Origin of the sequence: Sphingobium sp. BYY-5, from assembly GCF_022758885.1 — a bacterium.
GTDB lineage: Bacteria > Pseudomonadota > Alphaproteobacteria > Sphingomonadales > Sphingomonadaceae > Sphingobium.
On sequence record NZ_JALEBH010000001.1, the window covers coordinates 762,238 to 778,167 of the forward strand.

The 15,930-nt window shown below is 62.2% G+C and carries 14 protein-coding genes and 1 tRNA gene; 9 read left to right on the forward strand and 6 right to left on the reverse strand.

Annotation, left to right across the window (positions count from 1 at the left end):
- The first annotated feature begins 41 nt into the window (after window positions 1-41).
- The 9 genes from MOK15_RS03750 to MOK15_RS03790 all read left to right on the forward strand — a co-directional run bounded on the left by MOK15_RS03750 (window position 42) and on the right by MOK15_RS03790 (window position 9,682).
- Window positions 42-653 (forward strand): NADH-quinone oxidoreductase subunit J, encoded by a 612-nt coding sequence (locus MOK15_RS03750; RefSeq protein ID WP_242930381.1) that lies wholly within the window; start codon window positions 42-44, stop codon window positions 651-653.
- A gap of 133 nt (window positions 654-786) precedes the next feature.
- Window positions 787-1,092, forward strand: coding sequence for an NADH-quinone oxidoreductase subunit NuoK (gene nuoK, locus MOK15_RS03755; protein WP_004211745.1), 306 nt, complete (start codon window positions 787-789; stop codon window positions 1,090-1,092).
- Window positions 1,093-1,219: 127 nt separating this feature from the next.
- Window positions 1,220-3,292, forward strand: coding sequence for an NADH-quinone oxidoreductase subunit L (nuoL, locus tag MOK15_RS03760; protein WP_242930382.1), 2,073 nt, complete (start codon window positions 1,220-1,222; stop codon window positions 3,290-3,292).
- Window positions 3,292-4,839, forward strand: coding sequence for an NADH-quinone oxidoreductase subunit M (locus MOK15_RS03765; RefSeq protein ID WP_242930383.1), 1,548 nt, complete (start codon window positions 3,292-3,294; stop codon window positions 4,837-4,839). The genes nuoL and MOK15_RS03765 overlap by 1 nt, the downstream gene beginning before the upstream one ends.
- Window positions 4,839-6,275 carry an NADH-quinone oxidoreductase subunit NuoN gene (gene nuoN / locus MOK15_RS03770; protein ID WP_242930384.1) on the forward strand — a complete coding sequence of 479 codons (1,437 nt, stop codon included), beginning with the start codon at window positions 4,839-4,841 and terminating at the stop codon, window positions 6,273-6,275. The genes MOK15_RS03765 and nuoN overlap by 1 nt, the downstream gene beginning before the upstream one ends.
- A 2-nt stretch (window positions 6,276-6,277) precedes the next feature.
- Window positions 6,278-6,979, forward strand: a complete 702-nt coding sequence (locus tag MOK15_RS03775) for a biotin--[acetyl-CoA-carboxylase] ligase (protein ID WP_347567216.1) — start codon at window positions 6,278-6,280, stop codon at window positions 6,977-6,979.
- 10 nt (window positions 6,980-6,989) lie between these two features.
- Window positions 6,990-7,772, forward strand: coding sequence for a type III pantothenate kinase (locus MOK15_RS03780; RefSeq protein ID WP_242930386.1), 783 nt, complete (start codon window positions 6,990-6,992; stop codon window positions 7,770-7,772).
- On the forward strand, window positions 7,769-9,406 hold the full coding sequence (locus MOK15_RS03785; protein WP_242930387.1) for a ribonuclease J: 1,638 nt from the start codon (window positions 7,769-7,771) through the stop codon (window positions 9,404-9,406). The genes MOK15_RS03780 and MOK15_RS03785 overlap by 4 nt, the downstream gene beginning before the upstream one ends.
- 9 nt (window positions 9,407-9,415) lie before the next feature.
- The gene (locus MOK15_RS03790; protein ID WP_242930388.1) at window positions 9,416-9,682 is read left to right on the forward strand and encodes a DUF1467 family protein; all 267 of its coding nucleotides are present in this window, start codon (window positions 9,416-9,418) and stop codon (window positions 9,680-9,682) included.
- Window positions 9,683-9,757: 75 nt separating this feature from the next.
- Here the strand turns inward: MOK15_RS03790 and MOK15_RS03795 are convergent, their stop codons facing one another.
- From MOK15_RS03795 to MOK15_RS03820, 6 genes are all read right to left on the reverse strand, one after another.
- A complete protein-coding gene (locus tag MOK15_RS03795) occupies window positions 9,758-10,258 on the reverse strand; it encodes an OmpH family outer membrane protein (protein ID WP_242930389.1) in 501 nt (166 codons plus the stop codon).
- Between the two features lie 84 nt (window positions 10,259-10,342).
- On the reverse strand, window positions 10,343-11,149 hold the full coding sequence (gene istB / locus MOK15_RS03800) for an IS21-like element helper ATPase IstB (RefSeq protein WP_242930106.1): 807 nt from the start codon (window positions 11,147-11,149) through the stop codon (window positions 10,343-10,345).
- Entirely contained in the window at window positions 11,139-12,662 is a 1,524-nt protein-coding gene (gene istA, locus MOK15_RS03805) for an IS21 family transposase (RefSeq protein WP_242930107.1), read from the reverse strand. The genes istB and istA overlap by 11 nt, the downstream gene beginning before the upstream one ends.
- Before the next feature lie 493 nt (window positions 12,663-13,155).
- Window positions 13,156-13,230: transfer RNA gene (locus tag MOK15_RS03810), tRNA-Glu, on the reverse strand.
- Window positions 13,231-13,525: 295 nt separating this feature from the next.
- Window positions 13,526-14,323, reverse strand: a complete 798-nt coding sequence (locus MOK15_RS03815; protein WP_242930390.1) for a SapC family protein — start codon at window positions 14,321-14,323, stop codon at window positions 13,526-13,528.
- A gap of 118 nt (window positions 14,324-14,441) precedes the next feature.
- Window positions 14,442-15,881, reverse strand: a complete 1,440-nt coding sequence (locus MOK15_RS03820) for an FAD-binding oxidoreductase (protein WP_242930391.1) — start codon at window positions 15,879-15,881, stop codon at window positions 14,442-14,444.
- Between the last annotated feature and the right edge of the window lie 49 nt (window positions 15,882-15,930).

Below are 15,930 nucleotides of genomic sequence, written 5' to 3' on the forward strand. Positions count from 1 at the left end.
CAAGCTCAGGGCGAACGGAAGTTGGGGGGTCGTCAGGACCAATGATCCATGTTTTCGCCTTTTATCTGTTCGCCATTCTGGTGGTGTCCAGCGGCGCGCTGACGATATTGTCGCGCAACCCGGTCCATTCGGTCCTCTGGCTGATCCTGGCCTTCTTCAACGCCGCGGGCCTGATGGTCCTGCTCGGCGCCGAATTCATCGCGATGCTGCTTGTCATCGTCTATGTCGGCGCGGTCGCGGTGCTGTTCCTGTTCGTCGTCATGATGCTCGACATCGACTTCGCCGAACTGCGCGCCGGTTTTGTCAGCTATCTGCCCTTCGGCCTGCTGATCGCGGCGGTGCTGCTGGCGGAAATCGTGCTGGGCATCGGCCTGTGGAGCGCCGGTCCCATCGAACTGGCGCAGCGCGCCGGTCCGGTGAACCCGGAACTCACCAACATCCAGGCGATCGGTGGGCTGCTCTATACCCGCTACATCTTCCTGTTCGAAGCGGCGGGCATCGTCCTGCTGGTCGCGATGATCGGCGCCATCGTGCTGACCCATCGTGCCCGTGGCGGCGTGAAGGGCCAAAACGTCGCCAAGCAGAACCGCCGCCGTCCGCAGGACGCCGTGCGTAACATCAATCAGCCCGTGGGGCAGGGGGTGGAGCTGTGATCGATCATTTCCACGCTGTCATCCCGAACTCGTTTCAGGATCCATTGGCTCTGATGTCCGAGCGTCATTGCGACCGTTGTTGCTCATGGATGCTGAAACAAGTTCAGCATGACGAAATTGAGGGGGCGGCCCGATGATCGGCCTTCAACATTATATGGTGGTCAGCGCCATCCTCTTCGTGATGGGGGTGCTGGGCATCTTCATCAATCGCAAGAATGTCATCATCATCCTGATGGCGATCGAGCTGATCCTGCTCAGCGTGAACATCAACCTTGTCGCCTTCAGCGCCTTCCTGGGTGATCTGGTGGGTCAGGTTTTCTCGATGTTCGTGCTGACCGTCGCGGCGGGTGAGGCGGCCATCGGCCTTGCGATCCTCGTCATTTACTTCCGTGGTCGCGGCACCATTGCCGTCGACGATGTCAATCGGATGAAGGGCTGATGCACGTGCCGGCCAATGCCATAATTTCCGTCATCCCGGACTTGATCCGGGATCCAGGGTTCCAGGCGCTGTACGATGTCGCCCTGGATACTGACTTTCGTCAGGATGACGTGGAGGGTCTTGCCCTGTGATCCAGCTTATCGTCCTTCTTCCGCTGCTGGCTGCCGCCATCGCGGGCCTTGGCAACAAGGCCCTTGGCAAGCTGCCGGCCAAGATCATCACCACCGGCGCGCTCTTTGCCTCCTGCGCAATGAGCTGGCCGATCTTCCTCAGCTTCGTGACCGGCCATGCCGAGCCTTATGTCGCTCCGGCCTTCACCTGGATTCAGTCGGGCAGCTTCGACGCCCAATGGGCGCTGCGGGTCGACACCATGACCGCGGTCATGCTGGTGGTCATCACCAGCGTGTCGAGCCTGGTTCATCTCTATAGCTGGGGCTATATGGACGAAGAGCCGGATCAGCCGCGCTTCTTCGCCTATCTGTCGCTCTTTACCTTCGCGATGCTGATGCTCGTGACGGCGAACAATCTGCTCCAGATGTTCTTCGGCTGGGAAGGCGTGGGCCTGGCGTCCTACCTCCTGATCGGTTTCTGGTTCCGGAAGCCCAGCGCAAACGCCGCCGCGATCAAGGCGTTCGTCGTCAACCGCGTCGGCGATCTTGGCTTCATGATGGGCATTTTCGGCACCTATCTGGTGTTCAATACCATCTCGATCCCGGAAATCCTGGCCGCCGCGCCGTCCATGGCTGGTTCGACCATCGGGTTCCTCGGCTATCGCTTCGATACAATGACCGTGCTCTGCCTGCTGCTGTTCATCGGCGCGATGGGCAAGTCGGCGCAGCTTGGTCTTCACACCTGGCTGCCGGACGCGATGGAAGGCCCGACCCCGGTGTCGGCGCTGATCCACGCAGCGACCATGGTGACGGCTGGCGTGTTCATGGTGTGCCGCCTGTCGCCGATGTTCGAAACGTCGGAAACGGCGCTGCATGTCGTCACCTATGTCGGCGCCGCGACCTGTCTGTTCGCCGCGACCGTCGGTACGGTGCAGACCGACATCAAGCGCGTCATCGCCTATTCGACCTGTTCGCAGCTCGGCTATATGTTTTTCGCGGCGGGCGTCGGCGCCTATGGCGCGGCGATGTTCCACCTGTTCACCCACGCCTTCTTCAAGGCGCTGCTGTTCCTGGGTGCTGGTTCGGTCATCCATGCGATGCACCATGAGCAGGACATGCGCTATTATGGCGGCCTGCGGAAAAGCATCCCGATCACCTTCTGGACGATGACGCTGGGTACGCTCGCCATCACTGGCGTCGGCATTCCGCTTCTCGGCGTTGGCTTTGCCGGCTTCTATTCGAAGGACGGCATCCTGGAGGCGGCCTTCGCGTCTGGCGGTGCAGGTGTCGGCGCTTATTATGTCGGCATCTTCGCGGCGCTGCTGACCAGCTTCTATAGCTGGCGCCTGGTTTTCCTGACCTTCTTCGGCAAGCCGCGCTGGACCCAGTCCGAACATATCCAGCACGCGCTGCATGACGCGCATGGACATGACGATCATGGACATGGTCACGACGATCATGCGGCCCATGGCGATCCCCATGCCCATGACCATCACGGCCATGCGCATGAAACGGGCGACGGCACGGGTGGCTATCATCCGCATGAAAGCCCGTGGGTCATGCTGGTGCCCCTGATCGTGCTGAGCCTGGGTGCGGTGTTCGCCGGCTTCCTCTTCCACGACCAGTTCATAGGGCCAGAGGGTGGCATTGAGTTCTGGAAGGACGCGATCGCGTTCGACAGCCACCTGATGCACGCCGCGCACGAAGTGCCGACCTGGGTCAAGTTCGGTCCGTTCGCCGTGATGCTGACCGGCCTGGTCATCGCTTGGCTGGCCTATATCAAGAACACCGACTGGCCGCGTCGCTTCGTCGCTACCTTCGGCGCGCTCTACCAGTTCCTGCTGAACAAATGGTATTTCGACGAGCTGTACAACGTCCTGTTCGTCAAGCCTGCCTTCGCCATCGGCCGCTTCTTCTGGAAGTTCGGTGACGTCGGCTTCATCGACCGCTTCGGGCCTAACGGTCTGGCTGCGCTGGTCGTGCAGGGCAATAAAGTCACCCGTCGGCTCCAGTCCGGCTACCTCTACACCTACGCGCTGGTGATGCTGATTGGCCTCGCCGCGGCAGCAACCTGGGCGATGACACGATAATGGACGGCTTCCCCATCCTTTCCCTGATGATGGCAGTGCCGATGGCGGGGGCCATCGCCTGTCTCTTCGCGGGCGCCAACAGCGCGCGCTGGATCGCCCTGATCGCCACTCTGGTGGATCTGGTGCTGGGCATCGCGCTCTGGGCGAATTTCGACCAGGGCGGGCTGCAGTGGCAGTTCCAGGAATATTACCCGGTCTTCGGGCGCTTCGCCTGGGCGCTGGGCATTGATGGCATCGCCCTGATGCTGATCGTGCTCACCGTCTTCCTGATGCCGATCTGCATCGGCGCAAGCTGGCAGGCGATCCAGAAGCGTGTCGGCGAATATATGGCGGCGTTCCTGTTCATGGAGGTGCTGATGATCGGCGTCTTCACGGCGCAGGATATCTACCTCTTCTACATCATGTTCGAAGCCGGCCTGATCCCGATGTACCTCATCATCGGCATCTGGGGTGGCGCGGATCGTATCTACGCTTCGTACAAGTTCTTCCTCTACACGCTGCTCGGCTCCGTGCTGATGCTGATCGCGATGATGTGGATGGTGCATGAGGCGGGCACGACCGAAATTCCGGCGCTGATGGCCTATAATTTCGATCCGCACATCCAGACCTGGCTGTGGCTGGCTTTCTTCGCGAGCTTCGCGGTCAAGATGCCGATGTGGCCGGTCCACACTTGGTTGCCCGACGCGCACGTCCAGGCGCCGACGGCGGGCTCGGTCATTCTGGCGGGCGTGCTGCTGAAGATGGGTGGCTACGGCTTCATCCGCTTCTCGCTGCCGATGTTCCCCGAAGCCTCGGCGCAGCTCGCGCCGCTGGTCTGGGGCCTGTCGATGGTCGCGGTGGTCTATACCAGCCTCGTCGCGCTGGTTCAGTCGGACATGAAGAAGCTGATCGCCTATTCCTCGGTCGCGCATATGGCGATCGTCACCGTCGGCCTGTTCGCTTTCAACCAGGCGGGCATCGAGGGCGCGATGATGGTCATGCTGGGCCATGGCCTGGTGTCGGGCGCGCTCTTCCTGTGCGTCGGCGTCATCTACGACCGTCTCCACACCCGCGAGATCGCCCGCTATGGCGGCCTCAGCATCAACATGCCGAAATATGCGGTGCTGTTCATGCTGTTCACCATGGCGTCGGTCGGTCTGCCGGGCACGAGCAACTTCGTCGGCGAATTTCTGTCGCTGATGGGCATCTACCAGGCATCGAGCTGGGTGGCGCTGGTCTGCACCACAGGCATCATCCTGGGCGCGGCCTATATGCTCTACCTCTATCGCCGCATCTGCTATGGCGAACAGGTCAATGCCGATGCAGCCGCCATGCCCGACCTGTCGGTCCGGGAAATCTGGCTGCTCGCACCGATCGCTGCCGCCGTTCTCTGGATGGGCGTCTATCCCGAGAGCTTCCTGGCGCCGATGCGGGCCGATATCCGCGCGCTCGAAGCGCGCCTCGCCCCTGCGGCACCCGCAGGAGATTCCAAGATCAAGATGGGTGTGCCCAAGCCTGCGGGCGAAGCACACCATGAAGAAGCACCGGCGCACGGGGAGGCGCACTGATGATCGACTCCGCTTCCCTTCTGGCGGTCCTGCCGGAACTTATCCTGACGGCGGGCGGACTTGCCCTGATGCTCGTCGCGGCTTTTGCCGGCGATAATTCGGCGCGCGTCGTCAACTGGCTGTCGGTGGTGACGCTGGCGGTTGCGGGCGTGGCCTTGTCCTGCTCGCTCGCCCATGGCCCGGACGCTTTTGATGGGCTGTATCGCGCCGATGCTTTCTCGGCCTTCGCCAAGGCGCTGATCTATGGCGCGGCGGCGGCGGCGATCCTGCTTGCGCCGCGCTTCTTCTCGGTCGGCGGCCATCCCCGTCCCGAATATCCGGTTCTCATCCTGTTCGCCGCCATCGGCATGGGCATGATGGTGTCGGCGGGCGATATGCTGACCCTCTATGTCGGGCTGGAGATGAACAGCCTCGCCTCCTATGTGCTGGCCAGTTTCATGCGCCAGGACGAACGCTCTTCGGAAGCGGGCCTGAAATATTTCGTGCTGGGTTCGCTGGCCAGCGGCATCCTGCTCTACGGCATTTCGCTGCTCTACGGCTTTACCGGCACGACCAGCTTTGACGGCATTGCGGTTGCCATGGGCGACGGCGTGTCGAACGGCGAACTGTTTGGCATGGTCTTCCTGCTCTGCGGCCTCGCGTTCAAGATCAGCGCGGTGCCTTTCCACATGTGGACGCCCGACGTCTATGAAGGCGCGCCCACCCCGGTCACGGCCTTCTTCGGCAGCGCGCCGAAGGTCGCCGCCATCGCGCTCACCGTTCGCGTAGCGATCGAAGCGCTGGGTCCGGCCGGGCTGGACTGGCAGCAGATCGTGATCTTCGTGGCGCTGGCGTCGATCCTGTTCGGCGCGGTCGCGGCCATCGGCCAGACTAACATCAAGCGCCTGATGGCCTATTCGTCGATCAACAATGTCGGCTTCGCGCTGATCGGCCTTGCCGCCGGTACGCCGGCCGGTGTTGCGGGCACGATGAGCTACATGGCCATCTATGTCCTGATGACGGTAGGCGCCTTCGCCTGCATCCTGCAGATGCGCGATGCGGAAGGCCGCCCGGTTGAAACCATCGCGAGCCTCGCCGGCCTGTCGCAGTCGCGCAAGGGGCTGGCGGCTGCGCTCGCCATCTTCATGTTCTCGATGGCCGGCATCCCGCCGCTCTTCGGTTTCTGGGCGAAGTTCCTGGTGTTCGACGCCGCGGTCGCTGCAAACCTGACGCTGCTGGCGGCCTTTGGCATCGCCATGTCGGTGATCGGCGCCTTCTATTATCTCAAGATCATCAAGACGATGTATTTCGACGAGCCGACCATCGCCTTCGAGGCGAAGGGCGGCCCGGTGGAAAATATCATCCTGACGGCCTGCGCCGTGGTGATCGTGCTGGGCTATCTGCTTAACCCCGTTCTGGATCAGGCGAGCGCCGCCGCTGCGGCGTCGCTCTTCTGACCATCCTTCGCTTCGTCGAGGAAACCGGCTCCACCAACGCGGACATGCTGGCGCTGGTGGAGCAGGGCGCACCCGAAGGGACATGGCTGCGGGCCGGTCGTCAGACCGGGGGCAGGGGGCGCATGGGTCGTGTCTGGGAAAGCCCGACCGGCAATCTCTATTGCTCCACCCTGGTGCGGATCGGGCCGAACGATCCGTTGCCGCATACGCTGGCGCTGGTCACGGCCAATGCCGTCCACGCCCTGGTCGCGCCACTCTGCGCGGGCCAGGCGCGGATCAAATGGCCCAATGACCTGCTGGTCGATGGCGCCAAGATCGCCGGTATCCTGCTGGAGCGTGTCGGCGACGCCATCGTCATCGGCATCGGCATCAATGTAGCTGGCCATCCGACCCATCTCGATCGTTCCGTGACCAGCCTTGCCGCGCAAGGTGCCGACGATGCGCAGGCGGGCGCGCTGCTCGAACGGCTGGCGCAGCTTTTCGCCCATTGGCTCGCGATCTGGCGCGCGCAGGGCCTTGACCCCGTCCGCACCCATTGGCTGCTCAATGCCCATCCCACCGGTACGGCGATGCGCGTGGTCCAGCCCGATGGCGAAGTGGTGGAGGGGGCGTTCGACACGCTCGACCGCCAGGGTATGCTGATCCTCCGCTTGGCGAATGGGCAGAGCCGTGCCATTCACGCCGGCGACATCATTCTGACCTGAGGGACGGGCCATGCTCCTCGCGATCGATGCGGGTAACACCAATGTGGTTTTCGCGCTGCTCGACGGGCGGGACATCCGCGCGCGCTGGCGTATCGCCACCGACCCGCGCCGCACGGCCGACGAATATGCGGTCTGGCTTCACCAGCTATTGCAGTTGGAGGGCTATGCGATGGCGGACGTCAGCACCGTCATCGTCGCAACCGTCGTGCCGCGCGCGCTCCACAATCTTCAGGTGCTGGCGGAGAAATATTTCAAGACGACCGCGCTGGTCGCCGGGCAAGCGCCGGTGGACTGGGGCATAGAGTTGGACGTCGCCGAGCCGGCCTCGGTCGGCGCCGACCGGGTTGTAAACGCCATCGCCGCCCACCATCTCTATCCCGGCGATCTGATCGTCATCGATTTCGGTACGGCCACGACCTTCGATGTGGTAGACTATAGCGGCGCCTATAAGGGCGGGATCATCGCACCGGGCATCAACCTGTCGCTGGACGCGCTGGTCGCCGCAGCGGCAAAGCTACCCAAGATCGCGATCGAGCCGCCAGAAAATCGTTCAGTGATCGGGCGGACCACGGTCGATGCGATGCAGATCGGCGTCTTCTGGGGCTATGTGGCGATGATGGAGGGGCTGGTCGCCCGCATTCGTGCGGAGATTGGCCGCCCGGCCAAAGTGATTTCGACGGGGGGCCTCGCGGTCCTCTTCAATGACAATAGTGATATTTTCGATGCGATTGCGCCGGACCTGACCATTCAGGGATTGGCGCTGCTGCACGAACGGAGTTTGAAAATAGAATGACACCTGAAAACGAGCTGCTCTTCCTGGCCCTGGGTGGGTCGGGTGAGATTGGCATGAATGTGAATCTTTATGGCTGCCAGGGCAAATGGGTCATGGTCGATCTCGGCCTGACCTTTGCCGATCCGGCCTATCCCGGTGTGGAACTGATCCTGCCGGACCTGAGCTTTATCGAGGAACGGCGCGACGACCTGCTCGGCATCGTACTGACGCACGGGCATGAGGACCATATCGGCGCCATCCCTTATCTGGCCGCCGACCTCGGCGTGCCGCTCTATGCCACGCCCTTCACGGCGGATCTGATCCGGCAGAAGCTGGAAGAGGAAGGGTTGACCAAGGAGGTTGAGCTCAACGTCATCGATAATGAGGGCAGCTTCAACCTCGGCCCCTTCGGTTTCCGCTATGTGCCGCTGGCACACTCGATCCCGGAGGGTAACGCCGTCCTGATCGACACGCCTTATGGTCGCGTCTTCCATACGGGCGACTGGAAACTGGATGAGCGCCCACTGCTCGGCCAGCCTTCGACGCCGGAGGAACTAACCGAGATCGGCGACGGAGGCGTGCTGGCGCTGGTGTGCGACAGCACCAATGTTTTCAATCCGCAGGCCAGCGGTTCGGAAGGCGATGTGCGCGAAGGGCTGATGCAGACCATCGCCGGCGCCAAGGGGCGCGTGCTGGTTACGACCTTCGCCTCCAATGCCGCGCGCGTGCAGACGCTGGGTGAAGTGGCGATGGCGACCGGGCGCAAGCTGTGCGTTGCCGGCCGCTCGCTCGACCGGATCATCAACACGGCGAAGGCTGCGGGTTATCTCAAGGATTTCCCGCCGACGATCGATTGGGATGACGCCATGGCGTTGCCCCGAAGCGATGTCATGATTGTCGCCACGGGCGGGCAGGGTGAGGCGCGCGCCGCGCTATCCCGGATCGCCTTTGACAGCCATCCGATCAAGCTGGCGGAGGGCGACCTGGTCGTCTTTTCCTCCAAGCAGATTCCGGGCAATGAAATCGCCATCGGCCGCATCCAGAATGCGCTGGCGACTGCCGGGGTGTTGATGGTGACGGATCGCCAGGCGGAGGTGCATGTTTCCGGCCATCCCGGTCGCCCGGAACTGGAAGCGATGTATCGCTGGATTCGGCCGGAAATCCTGCTGCCGGTCCACGGCGAACGCCGCCATATGGCGGAGCAGGCGCGGCTTGGCCTGACCAGCGGCATTCGACATGCGCCGGTCCAGTCCAATGGCGACCTGCTGCGGCTGGCCCCCGGCGCGCCGGAGATTATCGGGCGTGAAGATACCGGCCGGCTGGTGCTGGACGGCGATGTCATCCTGCCCGCCGACGGGTCTACGATGAACGAGCGGCGCAAGCTTGGCCTGCATGGCCAGATCAGTGTCGCCGTGGCGCTTGACCGGAAAGGCAAGCTGATCGGCGAGCCGGCCCTGCGGACGCAGGGCGTTCCGGTCGAAGAAGACAAGATGGCCTTCCTGGCGGAAGCGGCCGAAGAAGCCGCCGCGGTCGTTCCCAAGGGATCGCAGGAGGAAGAAGCGCTGCGGGAACGTGTACGCCTCGCCGTACGCCGTACCGCCACCCGCTGGACCGGCAAGAAGCCGGTAGTGGACGTGTTGCTGATCCGCGCCTAATCAGATGCCATGAACTGGTACGCGATCTTCGCCATTTATTTCCTGATGTGGGTCATCTGCGCCTTCATCATGCTCCCCTTCGGCATCCGCACGCCCGATGAAACCGGCGAAGTGTTGCTGAAGGGGCAGGCGGACAGCGCGCCCAGCAACTTCCGGCCGGGCCGGGTCGCGTTGCGCGCGACGATCCTGTCGCTGCTGTTCTTCGGCCTCTATTACGCCAATTATGTCCAGGGCTGGGTGACGATCGACATGCTGCCCGGTTATCGCCAGGGATGATGCTGACGGCGGTGTCCGCAGTATAGCGACCCCGCCCGGCGGGGCCTGTCTGATAGCAGATTTGGTCTGGCTACTTCATTGCAGGACGATATTCTGCAGCAGGCTGTCCATTTCATGGGTGACGGCGGGGGTTATGTCCATGCCATTGTTCCAGCCATAGGCATTGTCGCGCTCCAGCACGAGGCTGCAGGAAGAGCGCGTGACGACGCGCCCCAGCGCATCGTTGAGCGCACGATCAATCTGTTGCTGGCCACGTTGCTGGGCCGCGACGAAGCGCGCATTTTGTTGCTGGTCCAGGGCCTGCGCCTGTTGATTGAGCGCCGCCTGCTGGCGCTGATATTCGATCGGCGCGGTGACGTTCTGACGCGCTTCAAGCGCCCGGCGCTGCGCATCGAGGGCGGCGCGCTGTTGTGCGAGCGCGCCCGACAGCGATGCCTGCATCTGCCGCAATTGGACCTGCATCGCCTGGCCCGCGCGGGATGCGTTGATGGCCCCCGTGCGGGAGAGCAGGCAAAAACCCTGGATCGGTGGACCGAAAGTCTGCGCCGGCGCTCTCGCGCCAGCGCAGATGAACAATAAGACGACGAACGAGCTGATCAGATGTTGATTTCCACTGAGAAGTGACCCGGGTTTTCCATCGAGAAGTGACCCGTCTGCGGATTATGTTTCGGGTGTCATGGGCGGGTCAACCCGTGGTTTTCTCCTTTCGGTTCTGATCTGCTTGGCAGAGCTGTTTTTGAAGCGGAAGCTATCGTTGCCGGTCTCCAGGATGTGGCAATGATGGGTAAGCCGATCGAGAAGCGCCGTGGTCATTTTGGCGTCGCCGAACACGGTGGCCCATTCGCTGAAGCTGAGGTTTGTGGTGATGATGACGCTGGTGCGCTCGTAGAGTTTGCTCAGCAGATGGAAGAGCAGCGCGCCCCCTGAAGCACTGAACGGCAGATATCCAAGCTCATCCAGGATAACGAGATCAGAGTGCAGGAGGCGATTGGCGATCTGACCGGCCTTGCCCTGTGCTTTTTCCTGCTCGAGCGCATTGACCAGTTCGACCGTCGAGAAGAAGCGGACGCGCTTTCGATGATGTTCGATGGCCTGGATGCCCAGCGCCGTTGCCACATGGCTCTTGCCGGTGCCAGGACCGCCGACCAGCACGATATTGTCGGCGATGTCGATGAAGTCGCAGCGATGCAACTGACGCACCAGAGCTTCATTGACCTCGCTACTGGTAAAGTCGAAGCCGGCCAGATCGCGATAGACAGGGAAGCGCGCGATCTTAAGCTGATAGGCCACAGATCGAACCTCCCGTTCTGCTGTCTCGGCTTTGAGCAACTGGGAGAGGATCGGAATGGCGGCTTCGAAGGCTGGAGATCCCTGTTCCATGAGATCGGTGACGGCCTGCGCCATGCCATGCATCTTGAGGCTGCGGAGCATGACGACGATGGCGCCGCTGGCAGGGTCATGACGCATGACGCTTCTCCTTGCGCAGATCATCATAGCGTTCGACATTGGCCATCGGCTCGCTGACCAGCTTGAGCGCCTGGGGCGCCGTCACCGGCGGCGTGGAGATCGGTTTTCCGTCGACCAGCCTGTAGAGCAGATTGAGGATATGGGTCTTGGTCGGAACGCCAGCCTCCAGCGCCATGGTGACCGCCGTCAACACCAGTTGCTCATTATGATGAAGAACCAGCGCCAGTATTTCGACCATTTCCCTGTCGCCGCCAGGATTGCGCAACAGATGTCGCTGCAGACGCTGGAACGCATCGGGTAGCTCAAGGAAGGGCGCACCGTTGCGCAGGGCGCCGGGCTTGCGCTGCACGACCGCCAGATAATGGCGCCAGTCATAAACCGTATGACCTGGACCGTCGTGAGAGCGGTTGATGATGCGCTGATGCGTGCAGATTGGCTGTCCCTCGGCGACGACCTGGAAGCGATCAGGATAGACGCGCAGGCTGACAGTGCGATTGGCGAAAGAGGCCGGTACGCTGTAGCGATTGCGCTCAAAGTGGATGAGGCAGGTCGGCGATACCCGTTTGCGATATTCCACAAAACCATCGAAGGGCCTGCCCGCAACCATCAGACACTCAGATTCATCGGCCCAGGCATTGGCAACCGATCCGGGTTCGATCCCGTGAGGGATGTCCTCCCATAACGCCTTGCAGCGCTCCTCCAGCCACAGGTTCAGCGCATCAAGGCTCTCGGCCTGCGGCGTTGGTTGCCACAGACGGTGCCGCGCATCCTGGACATTCTTCTCGACCTGCCCCTTTTCCCATCCCGCAGCCGGGTTACAGAACTCAGCTTCGAACAGATAGTGGCTGACCATCGTCAGGAAGCGTGCGTTGACGGTGCGTTTCTTGCCACGCCCGACCTTGTCGACGGCAGTGCGCATATTGTCATAGATACCCCGGCGCGGCACGCCGCCCAGCACGCGGAAGGCGTGATTATGGGCGTCGAACAGCATCTCATGGGTTTGCAGAAGGTAGGCACGCACGATGAATGCCCGGCTGTAACTGAGCTTGAAATGCGCGACCTGCAGCTTGGTCCGAACCCCGGCGATGATTGCCCAGTCCTCGCTCCAATCAAACTGAAAAGCTTCCCCCGGCGCGAACGATAGGGGCACGAATGTCCCACGCCCGCCAATCTGTTGCTGGCGCCGATAATCTTCGCGCCAGTCCCGAGCAAAAGCGGCAACCCGGTTGTAGGATCCTTCATAGCCCAGGCTCACCAGATCGGCGTGAAACTGCTTGATCGTGCGCTTCTGCTTGCGCGATCGGCCCATCTCGCGCCGCAGCCAGGCCGCCAGATGCTCAGCAAATGGGTCCAGTTTGCTTGGTCGATCGGGCACCTTGAACCGCGGATCGATCGTCTCGGACCGCAAATATTTGCGGATCGTGTTGCGTGATAGTCCGGTGCGCCGCGCTATCTCCCGGATCGGTAGATGATCGCGAAAATGCCAGCGCCGGATAACGCTTAATAACGCCATGTCCAACACTCCATATACCCTCGCTTGTCAAAGCCAGGGACGAGTTCAACATGGGTCAATTCTCAGTGGAAATTTACGCCCTACCCGGGTCACTTCTCAGTGGAAATCAACAGGGCAGCTCAAGATGCGCAGCCAGACACGCCGCTATGACTTCGACCGTCAGCGAATTTGTGCCCATGTCACATGCCGATGCAAACTTCAGGACGACCTCATAGACGTCTCCATCGTCTGCTTCTGCAGCAATGACGATCGGTCGTGTGCGTCCGCTGCCCACTTCCCGGATATACTGGACCGCCTCTAACGTTCTTAACAAGCTCGATTTCTCCACCCTGCAGCGTGGCAATGGAGTGAAAGACAAACCTGCTGTCAAGCATCAAGCAACGGGAAAATTGTTTCAGGCTGGTTCTATCTGTTCCAGCGTGTTTAGAACCGATCTATTACCGAAGTCGGCCAATATTACCGCCAACATCGCTGCTAAGTGCTTGAAATCGCCTGGTGACCCCTACGGGAATCGAACCCGTGTTTCAGCCGTGAGAGGGCCGCGTCCTAACCGCTAGACGAAGGGGCCATAGGCCGCATTGGCGACCGGCAGGGGGAGGCGTTTAGCAGGCCGTTCCGCCGCGTCAAGCGAAAGAGGGCGACTGCAATGTTCCCATAATAAAAAACCACCCCATGCATAGCATGGGGTGGCCAAGGTTCAGGGAGGAGACGCCTCCAAAGGGGGGAGGCGCCCATACGACACACCCGAAAGGGGGGCAGGTGCGCCGTATGATCGATAGATAGGGCAGGTCGCATTGCCTTTCAAGGGGGAACGCGACGCCCAATCCATCAATTATTTGAGCCGCTTCGGGTTAACTTCCCGTTCAGGCTTCGACTGGGGTGGGGGCCGCTGGCGCTGCAGGAACCGCGATTGGTCCCTTGCCCTGCGAAACCTGCGCCTCGAAAATCTCACGCATCAGTTGTAGCGAGAAGAGGTGGGCGTGGATCAGGGGCAGCATACCGCTCTGGTTGATCTTGCGCAGTTGATCGCCGCGCAGGTCGCGCAGCTTTTCCTCATTGACCATGCGGAAACCGCGATAGACGAAGGGCTGGTCGTTGATCGGCGTCTGGATCGCGACTTCGCCGTCCATGAGCAGATCCATTTCCTGCAGGTCGCGCACAAACTGGCCGGTGCGGGCCGCAGCCTGCTCGAAATCCTCGCAGAATTTCAGCACTCCCTCGGTCAGTTCGGACGGCTTGCCGTCTTCGAACAGAGGCTGGCCTTCTTCGAACGCGCCCAGAGCCGGGCTGGTCGGATCGAAGCAGAGCGACAGTTCGTCGATGTCGGGACGCAGCTTGGCCAGCATCCAGGGATAACGACGGACATAGGCAGGCACATAGGCCGGGCCATTCAGCTTGCCTTCGTCATCCAGGAAGACGTTGATACCTTCGTTCAGACCCATCAGCGCCAGCGGCACGCTGTCGGCGCCGGCCGAGAAGATGATCGGGGTGAAACGCTGGGCCGAGACGAATTCATCGACGGTCAGCGGAATGGCATGTTGGTTGGCCAGGAATGGGGCGGAATCCACCGGCTGCGTTTTGTAGTCCGCATGATCCTGGCTGTTGAGCGGAATAAGGTCATTGTAGAAGATCGGCAGATTATTTGCGGGCGCGCTGGCCATGGTCAGGTCCATTCTCTCATAAATGCGGCGCGTCCGCACGCGCCGCGGGTCCAAATATTGGGGCAGGGCGATATAGGCCTTGCCGGTCAGGTGCAATCGCTTTGTCGGCGGCCGGTATTCAACCTTCGTCCGGCAACGGGATGAGTTTGCCGGGGTTGAACAGGTCTTTGGGATCGAATGCCGCCTTGATCGCGCGCAGGGCGCTGATTCGCGCTGGGCTGGCGAGCCGTCCCAGTTCGGCCCGCTTCATCTGGCCGATGCCATGTTCGGCGGAGATGGAGCCGCCCGCCGCGACCACTGCATTGTGGACGAAGGCGTTGATCGTCTGGCCCTGTGCGGCGATCCAGGCGGAGCCATCGCTGGTGCCTTTGGGCGCGCGAACGTGGAAATGGACATTACCGTCGCCGAGATGGCCGAAGGAGGATGCCGTGGTGCCGGGAAAGGCCGCTTCGGCCGCAGCCGCCGCTTCGACCATGAAGGCCGGCATTTTCGCGACCGGCACGCTGATGTCATATTGGAGCGCCGGCCCCTGCGCGCGCTCGGATTCCGACAGTGATTCGCGAATACGCCAGAAGGCCTCCGCCTGCGCCTCATTAGTGGCGATGGCGGCATCGACGGCAATGCCGCGCTCGAAGGCTTCGGCCAGCGCGCCTTCCAGTCGTTCGGATGGGCCGGGTTCGGACAGGTCGGCATGATCGACCTCGATCAGCACATGCCAGGGCGTACGTGTCTCGATCGGTGATCGGGTGCCGGGGATATGCCCCAGCACGAAGCCGAGCGTGTCGTTGGCGATGATCTCGAAACCCTCGACGCTGTCGCCCAGCCTTTCCTCGGTCAGGCGGAGCAGGCGGAGCGCATCGGCGGGCGTTTCTACCCCGACCCAGCCGACCGCGCGCGCGGCGATGGCGGGCGCCAGCCGCAGCGCGGCGGCGGTGACGACGCCCAGCGTCCCCTCCGCACCGATCAGCAACTGCTTGATGTCGTAGCCGCGATTGTCCTTCTTGAGCGCATCCAGCCCGTCGAAGATGCTGCCGTCGGGCAGCACCGCCTCAATCCCTTCCACCAGCGCGCGCATCGTGCCGTGGCGCAGCACCTGCGTCCCGCCCGCGTTGGTCGACACCAGGCCGCCGATCGTGGCTGATCCTTTGGCGCCCAGGCTCAACGGAAAGCGGCGCCCGGCGGCTTCGGCGGCGTCGTGCAGCACGCTCAGGATCACGCCAGCTTCGCATACCGCCAGATTATCCTCCGGCGACAGGCTGCGAATCCGGTTCATCCGACGCAGCGACAGGATGAGCGCGGAACCGTCCGCAGGCGGGGTCGCGCCGCCGACCATGGACGTGTTGCCACCCTGCGGCACCAGCGGCACCCCCAGTTCTGCCGCCAGTTTCACCGTTGCGGCGACCTCTTCCATGGAGGCGGGCGACAGGATCGCCGCTGCGGCGCCATGATAACGGCCCCGCCAGTCGCTGACCCAGGGGGCGATATCATCCTGCTCGTTCGTTACCCCTTTGGGGCCGAGCAGGGCGGCGAAGCGGTCGATGATGTCCTGTCCGATCATGGGGTGCACCTATGCCCCGGAATTCATCGACTGTTCAACCATATGCCGA